The sequence below is a fragment of the Rhizobium skierniewicense Ch11 genome, from assembly GCF_023757665.1.
Lineage (GTDB): Bacteria > Pseudomonadota > Alphaproteobacteria > Rhizobiales > Rhizobiaceae > Agrobacterium > Agrobacterium skierniewicense.
This window is the reverse complement of record NZ_RXPG01000016.1, coordinates 228,600-247,827: the sequence shown is the minus strand read 5'-3', so window position 1 is coordinate 247,827 and position 19,228 is coordinate 228,600. Positions and strand designations below refer to the sequence as shown.

Here is a 19,228-nt window from a genome sequence, read left to right as displayed (position 1 = left end):
GCCATGACGCTCAGTTTCGATCCAGACGCGATTTCGCTGCCGCATTACCACTTCATCGGCGGCGAGACAGTGGCTGCCAGCGAAGGCATCGCCATGTACCGCCCGTCCGATGGCGCTGCCTTCGGCGATTGCCCTGTTGCCGGCCCCGATCTGGTGGATCAGGCGGTGCAAACAGCGAAAAAAGCGTTGAAGACCAGCAACTGGAGCGGTCTGCGGCCGCGCGACCGAACGCGGGCCATGCACCGTTGGGCCGATCTGATCGAACAGGACGCGGAACATCTGGCAAAGCTGGAAGCCGTGTCTTCGACCCGCCCCGTCGGCCATCTGGTCGCGGGCGATATCGCTGTTACGGCAGAACAAATCCGTTTCTTCGCGGAGTTTGCGGACAAGGAAGGCAGTGACCTCGTTCCGACGTCCGACACCAGTCTCGGAATGATCATGACCGAGCCCTATGGTGTCGTCGGTGCCATCACGCCGTGGAATTTTCCGTTGTCGATGGCGGGGTGGAAGCTCGGACCCGCACTGGCGGCAGGAAATGCCGTGGTGTTGAAACCATCTGAAATGACGCCGTTTTCAAGCCTGCGCATTGCCGAACTTTCCGTCGAGGCCGGTATTCCTGCCGGTCTCATCAATATCGTACTGGGCGATGGCATGGTGACCGGCAACGCCATCACCGGTCATCCCGATATTTCCAAGGTCAGCTTTACCGGCTCTACCGCTGCCGGTTCCGCCATCATGCAGAATGTCGCCCGAACCGGGATCAAGCCGATGACGCTTGAGCTTGGCGGGAAAAGCCCGCAGGTGGTGTTTGCCGATGCCGACATAAACCGCACGGCAAAAGCTGTCGCGCAAAGTATCATCTCCAATGCCGGACAAGCCTGCGTGGCGGGTTCCCGCCTGATCGTCGCCAGGGAGATTGCGGAGGAACTCATCGCCGCCATCACCACCATCATGCGCGGCGTCGAGACCGGCCCGACATGGGATGAAAACACCCAGTACAGCCCGATCATTTCACAAAAACAGATAGAGCGGATCGACACAATCGTCCGCGCATCCATCAGTGCAGGCGCCGAATGCCTGACCGGCGGGCAGATCATGGACCGAGAGGGCTATTTCTACGCGCCGACATTGCTTGGCAATGTTTCGCAGGATTCACCCGCTTTAGCAGAGGAAATCTTCGGACCTGTCCTGACGCTGCAAACCTTCGAGGATGAAGACGAAGCGCTGGCACTGGCAGATCACCCGACCTATGGCCTTGCGGCAGGCGTGTTCACGCGCGATCTTTCCCGCGCCATTCGCGTTACCAGGGCGTTGCAAGCGGGCACGATCTGGGTCAATCGTTACGGAAGATCCCGCGACCACATTCTGCCGACCGGTGGTTATAAAAGCTCAGGCATCGGCAAGGATCTGGGTCGCGATGCCTACATGGCGAACCGGAAGTCAAAAAGCGTTCTTATCGATCTTTGAAACGGATAATTCAGATGAAAAATCATTCCATTGCTCTCATTCCCGGCGATGGCATCGGCACTGCGGTGACGGATGCCGCATGGCAGGTGTTGCAGGCGGCAGCCGCCAGGCAGGGGACGTTCACCTTGACGGGCAAGACGTTACCATGGTCCTGCGCCTTCTACAAGGAAACCGGCGCGATGATGCCCGCTGATGGAATAGATATTCTGCGCACCTATGATGCCATTCTATTGGGTGCCGTTGGCTGGCCTGCGGAAGTGCCGGATGCTGTTTCCCTGCACGGTCTGCTGCTGCCCATCCGCAAGGCCTTCGTGCAATATGCCAATATCCGCCCCCATAGGCTGCTGCCGGGCGTGGAGGGCCCCTTGCGGAAAGACAGCTTCGACATTCTGTGCATTCGCGAGAACACCGAAGGCGAATATTCCGGTGCGGGTGGCCGTGTACATGTCGGCACCCCTGACGAAGTGGCTGTCGAAACCTCGATCTTCACCCGCACGGGCGTGGAACGCATTCTGCGCTTCGGTTTCGACCAAGCACGCTCCCGTCGTAAAAAACTGGCGTCCATCACCAAGTCAAATGCTCAGAAATACTCCATGGTGTTCTGGGACGAGATGACGGCGAAGATTGCTGGCGAATATCCCGACGTGGAGGTGACGAACTATCATATCGACGCCATGGCGGCGCGCATGGTCATGGCACCCGAGAGCCTCGATGTCGTTGTCGCTTCCAACCTGTTCGGCGATATTCTGACCGATCTGGGTGCGGCGATCCAGGGTGGCCTTGGCTTTGCGGCTTCGGCCAACATCAACCCTGACAAATCGGCGCCATCCATGTTCGAGCCGGTCCATGGTTCGGCCCCCGATATCGCCCATCTCGGCATTGCCAATCCCATCGCAGCCATCTGGTCTGGCGCCATGATGCTCGATCATCTCGGCGAGACCCAAGCCGCAGCCGATATCATCTCGGCCATCGAAACGACGACGGCCAAGGGTATTGGAACCGTGCCGGGCAAGGACAAGACAGACGCTATTACTGCCGCCGTGCTAACCGCACTGGTTTGAAGGAGGAAATGGAATGAATTTTCTAAAAGATCAGGGCCTGTTCCAGCAGCAGGGTTTCATCGGCGGCAAGTGGCTGGACGCTGCATCTGGCAAGACAGTCGATGTCATCGATCCCGCCACACAAAAAGTGATGGGCACGGTGCCGGATATGGGCGGCGAGGAAACACGCGCAGCGATCGAGGCGGCAGCAAAAGCCTTTGCGCCATGGAAAGCCAGAACAAACGCCGAGCGTGCAGCACTTCTGGACAAATGGTACGCGCTGATGGTCGCTCATGAGGACGACCTCGCGCTGCTTTTAACTATGGAACAGGGAAAACCCCTTGCTGAAGGCAAAGGCGAAATCCGCTACGGCGCATCCTTCGTCAAATGGTTTTCCGAGGAAGCACGTCGCATCAACGGCCACACCATTCCCTCGCCCACCGCAGATAGACGCATCGTCGTCCTGAAAGAGCCGGTTGGCGTTTGCGGCATCATCACGCCGTGGAATTTTCCCAATGCGATGATCACCCGCAAGGTGGCTCCCGCACTTGCCGCCGGATGCACCGTCGTCATCAAGCCGTCCGAGTTCACGCCCTATTCGGCGCTGGCACTCGGTGTTCTTGCGGAGCGGGCTGGTATTCCCGCGGGCGTCATCAACATCGTCACCGGCATGCCGACCGAAATCGGCAACGAACTGCTCGCCAACGAGACGGTGCGCAAGATTTCCTTCACCGGCTCCACCCGTGTCGGTTCCCTGTTGATGCGCGGTGCGTCCGACAGCATCAAGCGCCTCAGTCTCGAGCTCGGTGGCAATGCGCCCTTCATTGTGTTCGACGATGCCGATATCGATCTGGCTGTCGAGGGTGCCATCGCATCCAAGTTCCGCAATGGCGGACAGACCTGCGTTTGCTCCAACCGCATTCTGGTTCAATCGGGCGTCTATGACACCTTTGCGGCCAAGCTCTCGGCGCGGGTTTCAGCCATGAAGGTCGGCCCCGGCACGGATGCCAATATCGATATCGGCCCAATGATCAACGCCGCCGCCATCGACAAGATCAATCGTCATATCGAAGATGCCCTTTCCAAGGGTGCTGAAATCATATCGAAGGTTTCTGCGCTGCCCGAAGGTTCGCAGTTTACCGCACCGATCGTTCTGGGTGGAGCCACAACGGATATGTTGCTGGCCGATGAGGAAACCTTCGGACCCGTCGCGCCGCTTTTCCGCTTCGATACGGAAGAAGAAGCGCTCAAAATTGCAAATGGTACGCCGTTCGGCCTTGCCGCTTATTTCTACACGGAAAGCCTGAAGCGCTCCTGGCGGGTGGCGGAAGCACTGGAATTCGGGATGATTGGTCTCAACACCGGGTCTGTTTCCACGGAAGTCGCACCCTTCGGCGGCGTCAAACAATCCGGCCTTGGCCGTGAAGGTGCGCAATGCGGCATCGAGGAATATCTTGAAATGAAGTCATTCCACATCGGTGGATTGAACTGAAACAAGGGAGCCCGCAACGTTGGCGTTGCGGGCTTTTTGCATCACTGAAATTTATCGAGCATTTTGTAATAAAAGCCGACAACCGGCAGGAACCATGGCTTGCCGGAATAGCCGGGCACGGCGTTCCAATCCAGCCCCTTCAATGGATTTCGGTCCGGCTTGCCCAGCAGCTTGTCTGCCAGAAGCGTTCCCATGTGGATCGACATTTGCGCACCGTGGCCGGAATAACCCATGGCAAAGTTCAACCCTTCGACTTCTCCCGCACGGGGGAAGCGGTCGCTCGTCATGCCGACCAGACCGCCCCAGCAATAGTCGATGTCGACGCCTCGAAGCTGCGGGAAGATTTCGGTCAAGCCGCTCTTGAGAATTTCTCCGCTCTTGGCATCAGAACGCGCATCCGATGTCGCAGAAAACCGCGCGCGGCCGCCGAAGATCAGACGATTGTCCGGCGACAGGCGGAAATAGTTGCCGATGTTCATGGAGGTGACGCAGGTGCGGTTGCCGGGCATCGCGGACGCGATCTCCGCATCGCTCAAGGGCCGCGTTGCCACGATGAAGCTGCCAACCGGAATGATGCGGCGTTTGAAATAGTCGAACGGACCAGCGGTATAAGCATTGGTGGCAACGATGACGTTGCGCGCCTCAACGAAACCACGGGACGTGGTAAGACGATGGATACCCCCCTGCTCGCTGCGACCCGTCACCGGTGCCTTTTCAAAGATCGTCGCGCCGTGGCGCACACAAGCTTCCGCGATACCGTGGACGAAACGGCCCATATGCATCATGGCACTCTTCTTCGAGAGCATCGCACCGTAGAAGTTTTCCGAGCCTATTTCGTTTTCCAGCTCCGGCTTGGAAAGAAGCGCCGTGTCAGGGTCAATCTCTCTGTTGACCACGTCGAAATTCTTCGCGATCGCATCGAAATGCGCAGGTTTGGACGCCAGCTTCAGCTTACCGGCCCGACGGAAGTTGCAATCGATGCCCTCTTCAGCAACGATTGCCTCGATCGTATCGACGGAATTGTCGAAAGCGCGGTAGAGCGCGCTCGCGCGCTCCACGCCCAGATGTTCCTTGGCGGATACGAAGCTGTGGGCGATGCCGTTGTTCAGGTGCCCGCCATTGCGGCCGGAGCCACCGAAGCCGACATGTTGCGCTTCCAGCACGACCACTGTCGCGCCGCCCTTTGCCAGAGTGCGGGCGGCCGACAGACCGGTAAAGCCGCCACCGATAATGGCGACATCGAACGTGCCTTCGACCGGCCCCTCTGTCGCAGAGGTGAAGACCGGAGCGGTATCGTGCCAGTAGGATTTGAACTGCATGGTCTTCATTCGCCTTTATGAACCACCTTAAAGCCCGACAACGCCAGCAAGGCCGGAGATATCCTTGATTTCGGTATAGCCGTAGTAGGGATTGGCTGGCTCATGGCCCCTGTTGACCCAGACCTTGTTCTTGATGCCGAGGTCATGCGCCGACATCAGGTCGTAGCGGAAAGACGAGGAGACATGCAGAATGTCTTCCGGGTTGCAGCCCAGCATGTCGAACATATATTCGAACGCCTGGAAACGAGGCTTGTAGGCATTGGCCTGCTGCGCGGTGTAGACCTTATGGAAAGGCGCGCCGAGCTTTTCCACATTGTGCATGATCTGTTCATCCATGGCATTCGACAAAATGACCAGCGGAATTTCCCTCGCAACTTTCGCAAGGCCTGCCGGCACGTCCGCATGCGGACCCCAGGTCGGAACCTGCTCGTAAACGAAACGGCCATCCTCGTCCTTGAAGGTCACGCCGTTCTTGCGGCAGGCTCGCTCAACCGCATTATGAACGACCTCATTATAGGGTTTCCAGTCGCCCATGATTTCATCAAGTCGGTAGGCCGCAAAATTCTTGATGAACTGCACCATCTTGTCCGAATCCAGTTGGTCGCCGTAAAGCGTCTGCGCTGCTTCGGCCATCTGGAAATGGGTCAAGGTGCCGTAGCAATCGAAGGTGATGTATTTGGGCCGAAACTGGGTCATACGATTTTGTCCTCTGGATGGGCTGTTCGGATGCATTCCTTTATGACGCCCATCATAGGTGCGTGAATCCGGTTGCAGTCACCGCAATCGCCATCAGCAAAGCAGATTGTTGCGTATAGATGCGAAGCTTTGGCAGAGAGTTGCGCGAAATGCCCATCCGCATCGCCCGCATGGTTTCTCCGATTTTCCCCACAGCATAAGATGCGGCGGCCAGCGACACATACAGTGTAAACCTGCCGCACCGGTGCCGAGGTCAGGACGATGTTCTTCCCGCTGAGGGTTATCAAATAGAAAAGCACATATGCCGCGAGGGAAGCCGCCATGCTGGCGAACCAGATCGATCTTGTTGAAATGACCACAGCCCATCTGGAGGGAGCGCTATCGCTTTCACAACAGGCGCAATGGCCCCATCGCCGAGAAGACTGGGCGATGAGCCTATCGCTCAGCAAGGGTGTTGCTGCCATTCACAAGGACCGCGTTCTGGGCACAGCGATGGCAACGCTTTATGGTGACGACGTGGCAACCATCAACATGGTCATCGTGGATGAAGCCATGCGTGGCCTGGGTATCGGCAAGCGCTTGATGGATTTTGCCCTGAATGCAGCAAGCGGGCGCGAATGCAGGCTGGTTGCCACCCGCGATGGCCTGCCGCTTTATGAAAAGCTTGGGTTTCGCGAGACGCACCGCATCGTTCAGCATCAAGGGCCGATATTGTCTATACCATCGCCTGCTCATGTTGAATGGGCCAATGCTGCGGATGCGGCCGAATGCGCGGAACTTGATCACGCCGCATGCGGCATGGACCGTCACAATCTGATCGACTATCTGGCAGTCCACGGCCGTTTGGCCGTCATTCGCCACGATGGGCGTATTGCGGGTTTCGGCGCGATCCGCCGCTTCGGGCGTGGCGAAGTCGCCGGGCCGATCGTAGCAGGAAATGCTGATGAGGCGAGGCATATGCTGTCCTTTCTCTTCGCAGGGCAAGAAGGCCGGTTCATGCGTGTCGATACCAGCGAGGAGAGCGGTCTCGCCCCATGGCTGACGGAGCTTGGCCTTGCCCATGTCGGCGGCGGCATTGCCATGGTTCGTGATGGCAAGCCGCGCGAAAACACCACCGTCAAAACATTTGCACTGGCCAGTCAGGCCCTCGGTTGATCCTGGAGATCGTTATGCTCAGCAATTCCCTCATCGAACTTGACCGCGCACATCTGGTTCATCCGGTTGCATCCTACAGGGGCCATGAAAAGCTCGGTGTCAGGGTGATGAAATCTGCCAAAGGCGCGACGGTGACGGACATGACCGGCCACCAGATGATCGACGGCTTCGCGGGCCTATGGTGTGTCAATGCCGGTTACGGACATGAGAGTATCGTGGAAGCGGCGGCAAAGCAGATGCGTGAGCTTCCCTACGCGACGGGTTATTTCAGCCTGGGTTCGGAACCGGCGATCCGTCTGGCATCGGAACTTGCAGATCGTTCGCCGGGCGATCTCAACCACATCTACTTCACACTGGGCGGGTCCGATGCGGTGGATAGCACCATCCGCTTCATCCGCTATTATTACCACTCTCTGGGCACGCCGCAGAAAGACCAGTTCATTTCGCTCGAGCAGGGATACCACGGCTCCAGCACTGTTGGTGCGGGGTTGACGGCCCTGCCAATCTTCCACGCTGGCTTCGGATTGCCGTTTGACTGGCAGCACAAAATTCCGTCGCACTATGCCTATCGCAACCCTGTCGGCACTGATCCTCAGGCAATTATCGATGGTTCGGTTGCAGCCCTGCGGGCGAAGATCGAAGAGATCGGCGCTGAGCGGGTCGCGGCTTTCTATGTGGAGCCGATCCAGGGTTCGGGCGGCGTTCTGGTGCCACCGGATGGCTGGCTGAAGGCAATGCATAAGGTGTGCAAGGACCATGATGTTCTTCTCGTTGCCGACGAAGTCATTACCGGCTTTGGCCGCACCGGACCGCTGTTTGCGTGTTCGGATGAAGATGTTGTGCCGGATTTCATGACCACGGCAAAGGGCCTGACCTCCGGCTACGTGCCGATGGGGGCGGTCTTCATGTCCGACAGGGTCTATCATACGATTGCCGATGGTGCCGGTGCCTCTGCTATTGGCCATGGCTACACCTATTCCGCACACCCGGTCAGCGCCGCCGTCGGGCTGGAAGTGCTGAGACTTTATGAAAACGGGCTGCTCGAAAACGGTGTCAAAGCCGGTGCGCGCCTGATGGCCGGATTGCACAGCCTGGCCGACCATCCGCTGGTTGGTGATGTCCGCGGCCGCGGCATGCTGGCAGCCATCGAACTGGTCACCGACAAGCAAAAGAAAACGCCTCTACCCGCTGCCGCCGATCCATCGCGCCGCATTTTCGACCGCGCCTGGGACAATGGCCTTGTCATCCGCGCCTTCGGTAACGGCGTACTGGGCTATGCACCGCCGCTGTGCTGCACCGACAGCGAGATCGACGCCATCATCGAGCGCACGCGGATGACGCTCGACCAGACGCTGGAAGACCCGGACGTTCGTTCAGCCATGGCCTGAGGGGCTGCGCTGGAAATACCGCTTTGATGGCATATTCAGAATATTGTGCCGCAGGGGTCTGGTCTTTCAGCGAATCTCGCGATCAATTCTTGCGATGATGGACGCAACGAAGGCCAAATAGGACAGAAAAGCCGGAAAAGACGCGATCAGGGGAAAAAACCCACAGCATAGAATTCTGCCAGGCCACCATCATCATCCGCGATCCGCTTTTAAAACAGGAGCATGACATTGCCGAAGAGTTTAGCAGACTTCAAATATCTGAGCTTCGACGTGGTGGGAACGCTGATCGATTTTGAAAGCGGCCTGACGGATTGCCTGCAGCAGATCGCCGGCGAAAACGGTGTTACTCTCGATGCCGAGGCAGCGCTGACATTGTACCGTGCAGCCCGCTATCTGCCGGATGTCGGCCTGTTTCCCGATGATCTCGTGCGCGTTTATCTGGTGATTGCACCAGAGCTCGGCCTACCTGCCGACCGTGTTCTTGGCGAACGTCTTCGCGATTCCGCGAAAGGATGGAAGGCGTTTCCAGATAGCACCAAGGCGCTGGCGCAGCTTGCGACCCGATACCGGCTGATCGCCATGACAAATGCCCAGCGCTGGGCTTTCGAATGTTTCTCGCAAGAGCTAGGAAACCCGTTCTATCAGGGCTTCACCGCTGATGACACCGGCACCGAAAAGCCGGACCCCGCGTTTTTCAACTACGTCTTTGAATTCGTTCAGTCCGAAGGCAACACCAAGGACGATATCCTGCATGTTGCGCAAAGCCAGTACCACGATATCGGGATTTCCCGAAAGCTTGGCATGACGAACTGCTGGATTGAACGACGCCATGCACAAAAGGGCTATGGTGGAACCATCGAGCCTGAAAATTTCACCCAACCCGATTTCCATTTCACCTCCATGGCCGCGCTTGCCGACGCTGTGGAGGAGAAACACGACGCCTGACGCTGCCCTCCAAGGGTAAAAGCGGCATCCATAAGCCGTTCGACCCGTGACTTTAACAATAAAGGGGAATGAACATGACCGATAACACACTCATCAACTGGACTTCCACCGACGATGCGATGGTTGAGAACGCCATTCGCCAGGGTGCGAGCCGCCGCGACCTTCTCAAGATGCTGATGGCGGGCGGTGTTGCCATGACCGCAGGTTCCGCCATTCTGGGACGCGCCGGTCAGGCATTCGCCGCAACTCCGGTTTCGGGCGGTTCCTTGAAGGCAGCCGGATGGTCCTCCTCCACCGCCGATACGCTCGATCCCGCCAAGGCATCGCTTTCCACGGATTATGTTCGTTGCAGCGCCTTCTACAACCGCCTGTCCAACATCGATCAGGCGGGCATGACGACGATGGAGCTGGCTGAAAGCATCGACAGCAAGGATGCCAAGGTCTGGACCGTCAAACTGCGCAAGGGCGTCACGTTCCACGATGGAAAATCGCTGACATCGGCTGATGTCGTCTATTCTCTCAAGCGCCATCTCGACCCTGCGGTTGGCTCCAAGGTCAATTCGATCGCCAAGCAGATGACCGGCTTCAAGGCCGTGGATGAGTTGACGGTGGAAATCACCCTTGAAAATGCCAATGCCGACCTTCCCACCATCCTCGCCTTGCACCACTTCATGATCATCGCCGATGGCACCACGGACTTCACCAAGGCCAACGGCACCGGCGCTTTCGTCTGCGAAGTGTTCGAGCCCGGCGTTCGCTCCGTCGCCACGAAGAACAAGAACTACTGGAAGTCCGAGGGACCGTATCTCGACTCCTTCGAATTCTTCGCAATTTCCGACGATACGGCTCGCGTCAACGCGCTTCTGGCTGGCGATATCCAGCTGGCCGCATCCGTCAACCCACGTGCCATTCGCCTGATGGAGGGCCAGCCAAACGTCGTCATCTCCAAAACGACCTCCGGCAACTACACCAACCTCAACATGCGCCTCGACATGGCGCCGGGCGACAAGGCCGATTTCGTGCAGGGCATGAAATATCTGGTCAATCGCGAACAGATCCAGAAGTCCGTGCTGCGTGGTCTGGCCGAAATCGGCAACGACCAGCCGGTTTCGCCAGCCAACATGTATCACAACAAGGATTTGAAGCCGAAAGCCTTCGATCCCGACAAGGCAAAGTTCCATTTCGAAAAAGCCGGTCTCATCGGTCAGTCGATCCCGGTCGTCGCTTCCGAAGCCGCCGCGTCCTCCATCGACATGGCCATGGTGGTGCAGGCCGCAGGCGCGCAGGTCGGCATGAAATTCGATGTTCAGCGCGTTCCTTCGGATGGTTACTGGTCGAATTACTGGCTGAAAGCCCCCATGCATTTCGGCAATATCAACCCGCGCCCGACACCGGACATCCTCTTCTCCCTGCTTTATGCATCCAACGCACCGTGGAACGAGAGCCAGTACAAGTCCGAGAAATTTGACAAGATGCTGGTGGAAGCCCGCGGCCTGCTCGACATTGAAAAACGCAAGACGATCTATAACGAGATGCAGGTTATGATCGCCGAAGAGGCTGGCACGATCATCCCGGTCTATATTTCCAACGTCGATGGCATCTCTTCCAAGCTGAAAGGCCTACTGCCCAGCCCGCTTGGTGGCATGATGGGTTACGGCTTTGCCGAACACGTCTGGCTCGAAGCCTGATTTCGGACCTTTGCCCGCCGCATCCTGTGGCGGGCACTAGTTCGCTTGCTCCCTCCCCCGCATTGCTATTGGCGGCCTTTGGTCGGACAATGCCATCACCGGGAGCCGTGATCGTTTTCGAAAGAGAGGCTGCATGAACAAACATGTCCTTGCACTTGTGGTGAACCGGCTGTTCATCACGATCATCACCCTTTTGATCGTCTCCTTTACCGTGTTTTTCGCGACCGAAATGTTGCCCGGCGACGTGGCGCAGATCCTGCTCGGCCAATCCGCAACGCCTGAGGCCGTAGCGGGTCTTCGCACCGCCATGCATCTGGATGATCCGGCCATTTTGCGGTTCCTGCGCTGGCTGGGCGGTCTTGCCATGGGCGATCTGGGCAAGTCTTACGCCAACAACATGGCCATTGCCGATCTGATCGGCGTCCGTCTGGCCAATACGATGAAGCTCGCTGCTGTCACGGCGCTGTTTTCCATTCCCATCGCGCTGACGCTCGGCATCACCGCCGCCATCATGCGCGGCACCGTCTATGATCGCATCGTCACCACAGTCACCATCGCGGTGATCTCCGTGCCTGAATTCATGGTCGCAACCTCCGCCGTCCTGATTTTTGCGGTCTATCTGAAGTGGCTGCCAGCACTCGCCTTCGCCAACGAGGTCCACTCGTTCGGTGAGTTGCTGCGGGTGTTCGCCATGCCCGTCATCACGCTCAGCTTCGTGATTTCCGCGCAGATGATCCGCATGACGCGTGCCGCCGTGATCGAAACACTCGACACGCCCTATGTGGAAATGGCGCTGTTGAAAGGCGCATCACGGTCACGAATGGTGTTACGGCACGCGCTGCCCAATGCCCTTGGCCCGATCGTCAACGCGGTGGCACTTTCGGTGTCCTATCTGCTGGGCGGTGTCATCATCGTCGAGACCATCTTCAACTATCCGGGCATTGCCAAGTTGATGGTGGACGCCGTCGCCACCCGTGACCTGCCCCTCATCCAGACATGTGCGATGATCTTCTGCCTCGGTTATCTCGTCCTGATCACCATCGCCGACATCATCGCCATCGTCGCCAATCCGAGGCTTCGCTGACCATGGCCCGTATCGCGCTTTCTCCCCGCAGCTTCGGTTATCGTTTCAATGCCATCGGCATTGCAGCGGCAAGTGTCATTCTCTTCTGGGCACTGATTGCGATCTTCGCACCGCTGCTGATTCCCTATCCGGTCGGGGATATCGTTGATTTCGACTATTTCGGCCCCATGTCGGAAAAGTTCATCATGGGCACCGACTATCTGGGGCGCGACATCTTCTCACGGATCCTCATGGGTGCGCGCTACACGGTCGGCATCTCCCTGGCATCCGTTCTCATAGCCTGCTTTTCGGGCGTGACGCTGGGCATGTGTGCGGCGGTGGCCGGTGGCTGGTTCGACCAGTGCCTGTCGCGCTTTCTGGATGCATTGATTTCCATACCCAGCAAGCTTTTCGGTCTGGTCATCGTTGCGGCACTTGGTCCTTCCATCCCAATCCTGATCATGACGATGGCGATCATTTACATGCCCGGCTCATACCGCTTTGCCCGTGCGCTCGCGGTCAACATCAACACGATGGATTTTGTGACCGTGGCGCGCGCGCGCGGTGAAGGTGTCTTCTACATCATTCGCGCTGAGATCCTGCCGAACATATTGGGGCCGGTGCTGGCCGATTTCGGGCTGCGCTTCGTCTTCATCGTGCTGCTTCTCTCCGGTCTCTCCTTCCTTGGCCTTGGCGTACAGCCACCCAATGCAGACTGGGGCGCGCTGGTGCGGGAAAACATCGGAGGTCTTTCCTTCGGTGCGCCAGCGGTGATGTTCCCGTCAGTTGCCATCGCGACACTCACCATCAGCGTCAACATGCTGATCGACAATCTGCCGCAGAAAATTCGTGACAGGAGTGCGTGATGGCCAATCTCGTTGAAATACGTGACCTGAAGGTCGAGGCCAAAACCGATACCGGTCGCACCGTCGAGATCATTCGCGGCGTCAGCTTCGATATCGCCGATGGCGAGATCGTCGCCCTGATCGGCGAGAGCGGTTCGGGCAAAACGACCATAGCCTTGACGATGCTGGGCCACACCCGCCCGGGCTGCAAAATCGTCGGGGGCTCCGTACGACTGGGCAGCAACGACATGGCTGCGACCTCTCAAAAAGGATTATCCAAGCTGCGCGGCACGGATGTCGCCTATGTGCCGCAAAGCGCTGCAGCGGCCTTCAATCCCGCACAGCGCATCATGGATCAGGTCATCGAGGTCGTCCGCATTCATGGGCTGATGAGCGATACGGACGCAAAACAGAAAGCTGTCGAGCTGTTTCAAGCGCTGGCTCTGCCCAATGCCGAGACCATCGGTGATCGCTACCCGCACCAGGTCTCCGGAGGGCAATTGCAACGCCTTTCGGCTGCGATGGCGCTGATCGGCAATCCGCGTCTGGTGATCTTCGATGAGCCGACGACGGCGCTTGACGTGACCACCCAGATCGAGGTTCTGCGGGCGTTCAAATCCGTCATGAAGGCGGGTCATCTGGCGGGTGTCTATGTCTCGCATGACCTCGCCGTCGTTGCGCAGATCGCGGACCGGATCGTCGTTCTCAAGGGTGGCGAAATCCAGGAAATCGGCACGACGGACCAGATCATCAACCGCCCCGAGCATCCCTATACGCAGGAATTGCTGGCAGCCTTTAAGCCCCGTATTCATGCAAGTGCCGCCGATGCGAATGCGTCTGCTGGCAAAAAGCCTTTGCTGGAAGCAAAGGGCATCACCGCGGGTTACGGTCCGATCCAGCCAAACGGGCTGCCGCTGGCACTTGCCCTGAAATCGGTCGATATCTCCTTGGAAGAAGGCCGCAATCTCGGCATTATCGGTGAATCCGGCTGCGGCAAATCCACGCTGGCGCGTGCGATCGCAGGTATCCTGCCACCCGTTTCAGGCCACGTCATTTTCGATGGCAGGGAACTGGCCCCCAACGCGCGGGACCGCCAGCGTGAAGAGCTACGCAAATTGCAGATCGTTTTCCAGTTTGCCGATACCGCCCTCAACCCCTCCAAGTCGATTTCCGATATTCTGGAGAGGCCGCTGGCATTTTACTACGACATGGACAGGCGTGCCCGCGAAGCACGCGTGGAGCAATTGCTCGACATGGTGCAACTGCCACGCAACATGAAGTTCCGGCGGCCCGGTGAACTTTCTGGCGGGCAGAAACAGCGCGTCAACCTTGCCCGTGCCCTGGCTGCCAATCCCAAGGTCATTCTCTGCGACGAGATTACCTCCGCGCTGGACACGGTCGTTGCCGCCGCCATCATCGACCTTCTCAAGGAATTGCAGCGCGAGCTAAAACTCTCCTACATCTTCATCAGCCACGATCTCTCGGTGGTTCAGGCAATCTGCGACGAAATCGCTGTGATGTATGCGGGGGAAAAGGTGGAGCAAATGCCGCCATCGGCGATCGGCAACGCCGATGCCCACCCCTACTCCAAGCTTCTGTTTTCGTCCGTTCCCAAGCTCGATACCCACTGGCTGGATAGCCTCGAGCGAGACCCGGAACTGGTGCGCGCCTTTGCCAAGCGTTAAGCGTAGGCACTACATCGGGAACAGGCTGGTCAGCGGCATGTGCGGTTTGACGATCGGTGACTTCAGCACGACGAAGCTGAAATATTTGTCGATGCCGATATCCATGTCGATCAAACGCTCCATGATCGTCTGATATTCGCCGATGCTGCCGGTAACGAATTTGAGCAGATAGTCATAACCACCGGAAACGAGGTGGCATTCGATCACCGAATCCAGCTTTTCGACAGCAGTGAGAAAGCGGGCAAAATCAATCTGCCGGTGGTTCTTCAGTGTCACCTCGGTAAAGACCGTCAGCGTCTGACCGAGCTTGCCGATGTTGATATGCGCGGAATAGCTGGTGATGAACCCTTCAGACTGCAATTTCTTGACGCGCATCAGGCACGGGCTTGGTGAAAGGTTCACCAACTCCGCCAGTTCCACATTGGTGATGCGGCCGTTCTTCTGAAGTTCATGGAGAATCTTGATGTCGATACGGTCAAGCTTCATGGTGCCACATTTCCTGCTGGGTCATCGTGACACAGCATAATATGCGGCAACGCTGGTCGCGCAAGCAAAACCGCCACAATGCCAACATCGCAGAGGCTTGAAATGCGATTTTGGCAGATAGATGCGGCGGGGCCATTCGCTACAGAATAAAATTCTGCCAGAGCCGCGTCCTGCGGCAGGCGCAAAACGACGTGGCTGATAGTATGGGACGCCTACAGGAGAATACCATGCCCGCACCGCTACACCGTATCGAAACCACCCCCGACCTACCCAATGAGGCGGATGTCGTCGTGATCGGCGGCGGCGTTGCAGGTGTGTTTTCCGCCTATTATCTGGCCCAGCGCGGATTGAAGGTGGCACTGGTCGAAAAAGGCCGTGTTGGTGCCGAGCAAAGCAGCCGAAACTGGGGCTGGTGCAGGCAGCAGAATCGCGATGCTCGTGAACTGCCAATGTCCACGCATAGCTTGGCGCTATGGGAACGTTTCGCAGCCGACACCGGTGAAGACACCGGCTTCCGCCGTTGCGGCTTGCTCTATCTCAGCAATAACGAAGCCGAAATCGAAGGTTGGGCGCGGTGGCGCGATTTTGCCCGTACCGTTGGCGTCACCACGCATATGTTGAGTGCAGATGAGGCGAGGCAGCGCGGCAGCGCGACCAACCGCGATTGGAAGGGTGGTGTGTTTTCACCGACGGATGGCATTGCCGACCCGTCTCGGGCAGCACCTGTCGTCGCGCGCGCCATCATGAAGCTTGGTGGAAGCGTGCACCAGATGTGCGCTGCGCGCGGTCTCGAGTTACAGGCTGGACGCGTTTGCGGTGTCGTTACAGAAAAGGGCACGATTGCGACCAAAACCGTGGTGCTGGCGGGCGGCGCCTGGGCCTCTTCCTTCTGCCACCAGCTCGGCATCCGCTTTCCGCAGGCATCGGTTCGATCGTCGATTCTATCCGTCACAGCAGGCGCGCAAGGGCTACCCGACGCGCTGCACACGGCAGATGTTTCCATCACCAGCCGGGTCGATGGCGGCTACACGCTGGCCATCAGCGGCAGGGCACGTGTCGATCCCACACCGCAGCAGCTTCGCTTCTCCCGCGAGTTCGTCCCGATGTTTCTCAAACGCCGGAAAAGCCTGGCCATCGGCGGACTGGAAGGTTGGAAAGCGGGCCATGAGACGTTGAAAAAATGGCGGATGGACGACGTCACCCCGATGGAGAAGAACCGCATTCTCGATCCTAAAACCGACCAGACACAGATCGATGAAACACTCCGCCGCGCTCTGGCGCTGTTGCCGGAGTTGCGAAAGACGACCATGGCCAACAGCTGGGCCGGTTTCATCGATAGCACACCCGACGGCGTCCCAGCCATTGGTGAAGTGGAAACCATCCCTGGCCTCATCCTCGCCGCCGGTTTCAGCGGCCATGGGTTTGGTATCGGCCCCGGCGCGGGACATCTCGTGGCCGATATCGTCAGCGGTGCGCCACCCATAGTCGATCCCGTTCCTTACCGCCCCGCCCGGCTCAACACCTCCGTATGGGGCAAGGTGGCGGAGTTTTAAGCCTTCGAGGTCCGCAACAACCGCAAGGCGTTGAGCGTGACAAGAACGGTCGCGCCAGTGTCTGCGAGAATAGCGGGCCAGAGTCCGGTGATGCCTATGATCGTCGTGATCAGAAACACGGCCTTCAGACCCAGCGACATGGCGATATTCTGGTGGATGTTGCGCATGGTGCGTTTGGACAGATCGACCATGCGGGCGACATCGGCAACGCGACCGTGCAAGATGGCGGCATCGGCCGTCTCCAGCGCGACATCCGTTCCGCCACCCATGGCGATGCCGATATCGGCCGCCGCCAGCGCTGGCGCATCATTGATGCCGTCTCCCACTTTGCCAACGACAAGGCCTTCTGCTTTCAACTCTCCGACAATCCGTTGCTTGTCTTCTGGCATCAGTTCGGCGCGCACGTCGATTCCCAGTGTCTGGCCGATTGCCGTTGCCGTGCGCTTATTATCGCCCGTCAGCATCACGATTCTGATTCCACGCTCTTTCAGCTGAGTGAGACCGGTGATGGCATCGGCACGCGGTTCATCACGCATGGCTATGGCACCGGCCAACCGCTTGCCGACGACGAGAACGGAAACGGTCTTTCCCTCGTCGTTGAGCGCCGTGATGACCTGCTGATGGTGCTCGGAGAGAGCAACACGCTCGCCTGCTGCCCGCGGAGAACCAAGGAATGTTTCCTGCCCCTCAACGACGGCCGTTACCCCCTTGCCGCCCAGCGCCTTGGCGTCGCTGGCCGCTGGAATATCAACGCCGTGTTCGGCAGCCTTGGCAAGAATGGACAAGGCAAGCGGGTGGCTGGACCCTGTTTCGAGGGCGGCTGACAGACGCAAGACGTCCGCTTCTGTGAATTCGAAAGGAACGATGTCGGTAACCTTCGGCTTGCCTTCGGTCAATGTACCGGTCTTGTCCAGCGCAACGGCCGTCAACTTGCCAAGACCTTCCAGAACCGCGCCACCTTTCATCAACAGACCCTGACGCGCACCGGCGGAAAGGGACGCGGCAATGGCAGCTGGCGTGGAAATGACCAATGCGCAAGGGCAACCGATCAGCAGAATGGCAAGGCCTTTGTAGACCCATTCGTCCCATTCACCCCCCATGAAGAGTGGCGGTATGGTCGCCACCAAGGCTGCAACCACAACCACGGCCGGTGTGTAATATCTGGAAAAGCGATCGATGAACCGTTCGGTCGGCGCTTTTTTCTCCTGTGCTTCCTCCACCAGCTTCACCACGCGAGCAATGGTGTTATCCTGCGCCGTGGCGGTCACTTTCACCCGTATGGCACCATCGCCATTCACAGTTCCGGCAAAAACGGTGTCACCGGGCTTTTTATGAACCGGCACGCTTTCCCCCGTTACGGGTGCTTCATCAATGGCGCTTTGGCCAGAAAGGATCGTTCCGTCGGCCGAAATGCGGTCACCGGGACGCACGAGTATAATCGCGCCAAGGGTAAGGCTTTCGGCAGGCACCTCCCGGGTTTTTCCGGCCTCCTCGACAAATGCCGTCTTGGGAACGAGCGCCGCAAGAGACTTGATGCTGTCCCGGGCTTTACCGGCGGCCACACCTTCCAGAAGCTCCCCCACAAGAAACAGGAAGACAACCGCAGCAGCCTCTTCCGTAGCATTGATCACAAGCGCGCCCACGGCGGCGATGGTCATCAGCATTTCAATGGAAAACGGCGTTCCGGCGCGGGCGGCCATAAAAGCACGTCGGGCGATGGGAACGAGACCGACAAGCATCGCGGCGGTGAAAGCGTAGAACTGAATATCCGGGACCAGATGGCCGATCCCATAGGCAACGACCAGCGCCAGACCGGCAAGAATGGTCGCCCGCCCCTTCTTGCTTTTCCACCAAGGGCCATTGCCCGGGCCATGGTCGTGACCATGCAGCCCCTCAACGGCAACCGAAGTCGCAGCAAGGGGCGCGTGACTATGACCATGATGGTCGTGATTGTGACCGTGATCATGGGAGCAACTAGGACCGTGCTCATGCGAGGCCACCGGTGCGCTGGAGCCACCCGCAGGCAATTGCTTGACCTCATAACCAAGCCCGCTCACCTTTTTGCCGATGGCAACCAGATCGCTCCTGTCGTCATGGCTGACGGTCATCGTTCCCGCTGTAACGGACACCGATACATCCTCCACGCCATCCATGCGACGCACCGCAGTGTCGATCTTGGTGGCACAAGAGGCGCAGTCCATGCCCTCTACACGAAATCTGGTCTGCAAAGCCGTGCTCATCAGGTGGTCCTTCTCATCTGTGAGCAAAGCCTTACGACCTATAGCCACTAGAGCTACAAGAGGAAAAACAGTATTTCACGATATAAAATTGGAAAGGACTCCGCGTATGTGCATGGAGCCTGTTTCCAAAAATCTGGCGGGAACCACCGGTTCAGCGTAGCGATGA

General features: G+C 58.2%; 15 protein-coding genes. 11 read left to right on the top strand and 4 right to left on the bottom strand.

The features are described 5' to 3' along the window. Positions 1 to 3: 3 nt before the first annotated feature. The 3 genes from EKM04_RS13695 to EKM04_RS13685 are packed head-to-tail and all read left to right on the top strand — an operon-like array spanning position 4 to position 3,999. Positions 4 to 1,467, top strand: coding sequence for an aldehyde dehydrogenase family protein (locus EKM04_RS13695; RefSeq protein WP_183895006.1), 1,464 nt, complete (start codon positions 4 to 6; stop codon positions 1,465 to 1,467). A gap of 14 nt (positions 1,468 to 1,481) precedes the next feature. Beyond that, positions 1,482 to 2,528, top strand: coding sequence for a tartrate dehydrogenase (locus EKM04_RS13690; protein ID WP_183895005.1), 1,047 nt, complete (start codon positions 1,482 to 1,484; stop codon positions 2,526 to 2,528). A gap of 13 nt (positions 2,529 to 2,541) precedes the next feature. Then, positions 2,542 to 3,999, top strand: a complete 1,458-nt coding sequence (locus EKM04_RS13685; protein WP_183895004.1) for an NAD-dependent succinate-semialdehyde dehydrogenase — start codon at positions 2,542 to 2,544, stop codon at positions 3,997 to 3,999. Between the two features lie 41 nt (positions 4,000 to 4,040). Here EKM04_RS13685 and EKM04_RS13680 read toward each other — a convergent pair whose 3' ends face one another. Beyond that, positions 4,041 to 5,318, bottom strand: a complete 1,278-nt coding sequence (locus EKM04_RS13680; RefSeq protein ID WP_183895002.1) for an NAD(P)/FAD-dependent oxidoreductase — start codon at positions 5,316 to 5,318, stop codon at positions 4,041 to 4,043. 27 nt (positions 5,319 to 5,345) lie between these two features. After that, positions 5,346 to 6,014, bottom strand: a complete 669-nt coding sequence (locus EKM04_RS13675) for a haloacid dehalogenase type II (protein ID WP_183895000.1) — start codon at positions 6,012 to 6,014, stop codon at positions 5,346 to 5,348. 321 nt (positions 6,015 to 6,335) lie between these two features. On the opposite strand from EKM04_RS13675, the gene EKM04_RS13670 reads away from it, so the two are divergent. From EKM04_RS13670 to EKM04_RS13640, 7 genes are all read left to right on the top strand, one after another. Continuing rightward, positions 6,336 to 7,169, top strand: coding sequence for a GNAT family N-acetyltransferase (locus tag EKM04_RS13670; protein ID WP_183894998.1), 834 nt, complete (start codon positions 6,336 to 6,338; stop codon positions 7,167 to 7,169). Positions 7,170 to 7,183: 14 nt separating this feature from the next. Further along, complete coding sequence (locus EKM04_RS13665) at positions 7,184 to 8,557, top strand: aspartate aminotransferase family protein (protein ID WP_183894996.1); 1,374 nt, start codon at positions 7,184 to 7,186, stop codon at positions 8,555 to 8,557. 228 nt (positions 8,558 to 8,785) lie between these two features. Then, positions 8,786 to 9,502: an HAD-IA family hydrolase gene (locus tag EKM04_RS13660; RefSeq protein WP_183894994.1), complete on the top strand. Its 717-nt coding sequence runs from the start codon at positions 8,786 to 8,788 to the stop codon at positions 9,500 to 9,502. 74 nt (positions 9,503 to 9,576) lie between these two features. Continuing rightward, positions 9,577 to 11,190 carry an ABC transporter substrate-binding protein gene (locus EKM04_RS13655; protein ID WP_183894992.1) on the top strand — a complete coding sequence of 538 codons (1,614 nt, stop codon included), beginning with the start codon at positions 9,577 to 9,579 and terminating at the stop codon, positions 11,188 to 11,190. Positions 11,191 to 11,323: 133 nt separating this feature from the next. Further along, positions 11,324 to 12,274: an ABC transporter permease gene (locus EKM04_RS13650; RefSeq protein WP_183894990.1), complete on the top strand. Its 951-nt coding sequence runs from the start codon at positions 11,324 to 11,326 to the stop codon at positions 12,272 to 12,274. Positions 12,275 to 12,276: 2 nt separating this feature from the next. Then, entirely contained in the window at positions 12,277 to 13,119 is an 843-nt protein-coding gene (locus EKM04_RS13645; RefSeq protein ID WP_183894988.1) for an ABC transporter permease, read from the top strand. After that, a complete protein-coding gene (locus EKM04_RS13640) occupies positions 13,119 to 14,783 on the top strand; it encodes an ABC transporter ATP-binding protein (protein WP_183894986.1) in 1,665 nt (554 codons plus the stop codon). Before EKM04_RS13645 ends, EKM04_RS13640 begins: the two co-directional genes overlap by 1 nt. 9 nt (positions 14,784 to 14,792) lie before the next feature. Here the strand turns inward: EKM04_RS13640 and EKM04_RS13635 are convergent, their stop codons facing one another. Continuing rightward, positions 14,793 to 15,269, bottom strand: coding sequence for an Lrp/AsnC family transcriptional regulator (locus EKM04_RS13635; protein ID WP_174155533.1), 477 nt, complete (start codon positions 15,267 to 15,269; stop codon positions 14,793 to 14,795). A gap of 227 nt (positions 15,270 to 15,496) precedes the next feature. Between EKM04_RS13635 and EKM04_RS13630 the strand changes: the two genes are divergently transcribed. Continuing rightward, a complete protein-coding gene (locus EKM04_RS13630; protein WP_183894984.1) occupies positions 15,497 to 16,822 on the top strand; it encodes an NAD(P)/FAD-dependent oxidoreductase in 1,326 nt (441 codons plus the stop codon). Here the strand turns inward: EKM04_RS13630 and EKM04_RS13625 are convergent. Beyond that, complete coding sequence (locus tag EKM04_RS13625; protein WP_183894982.1) at positions 16,819 to 19,062, bottom strand: heavy metal translocating P-type ATPase; 2,244 nt, start codon at positions 19,060 to 19,062, stop codon at positions 16,819 to 16,821. The genes EKM04_RS13630 and EKM04_RS13625 overlap by 4 nt on opposite strands. Between the last annotated feature and the right edge of the window lie 166 nt (positions 19,063 to 19,228).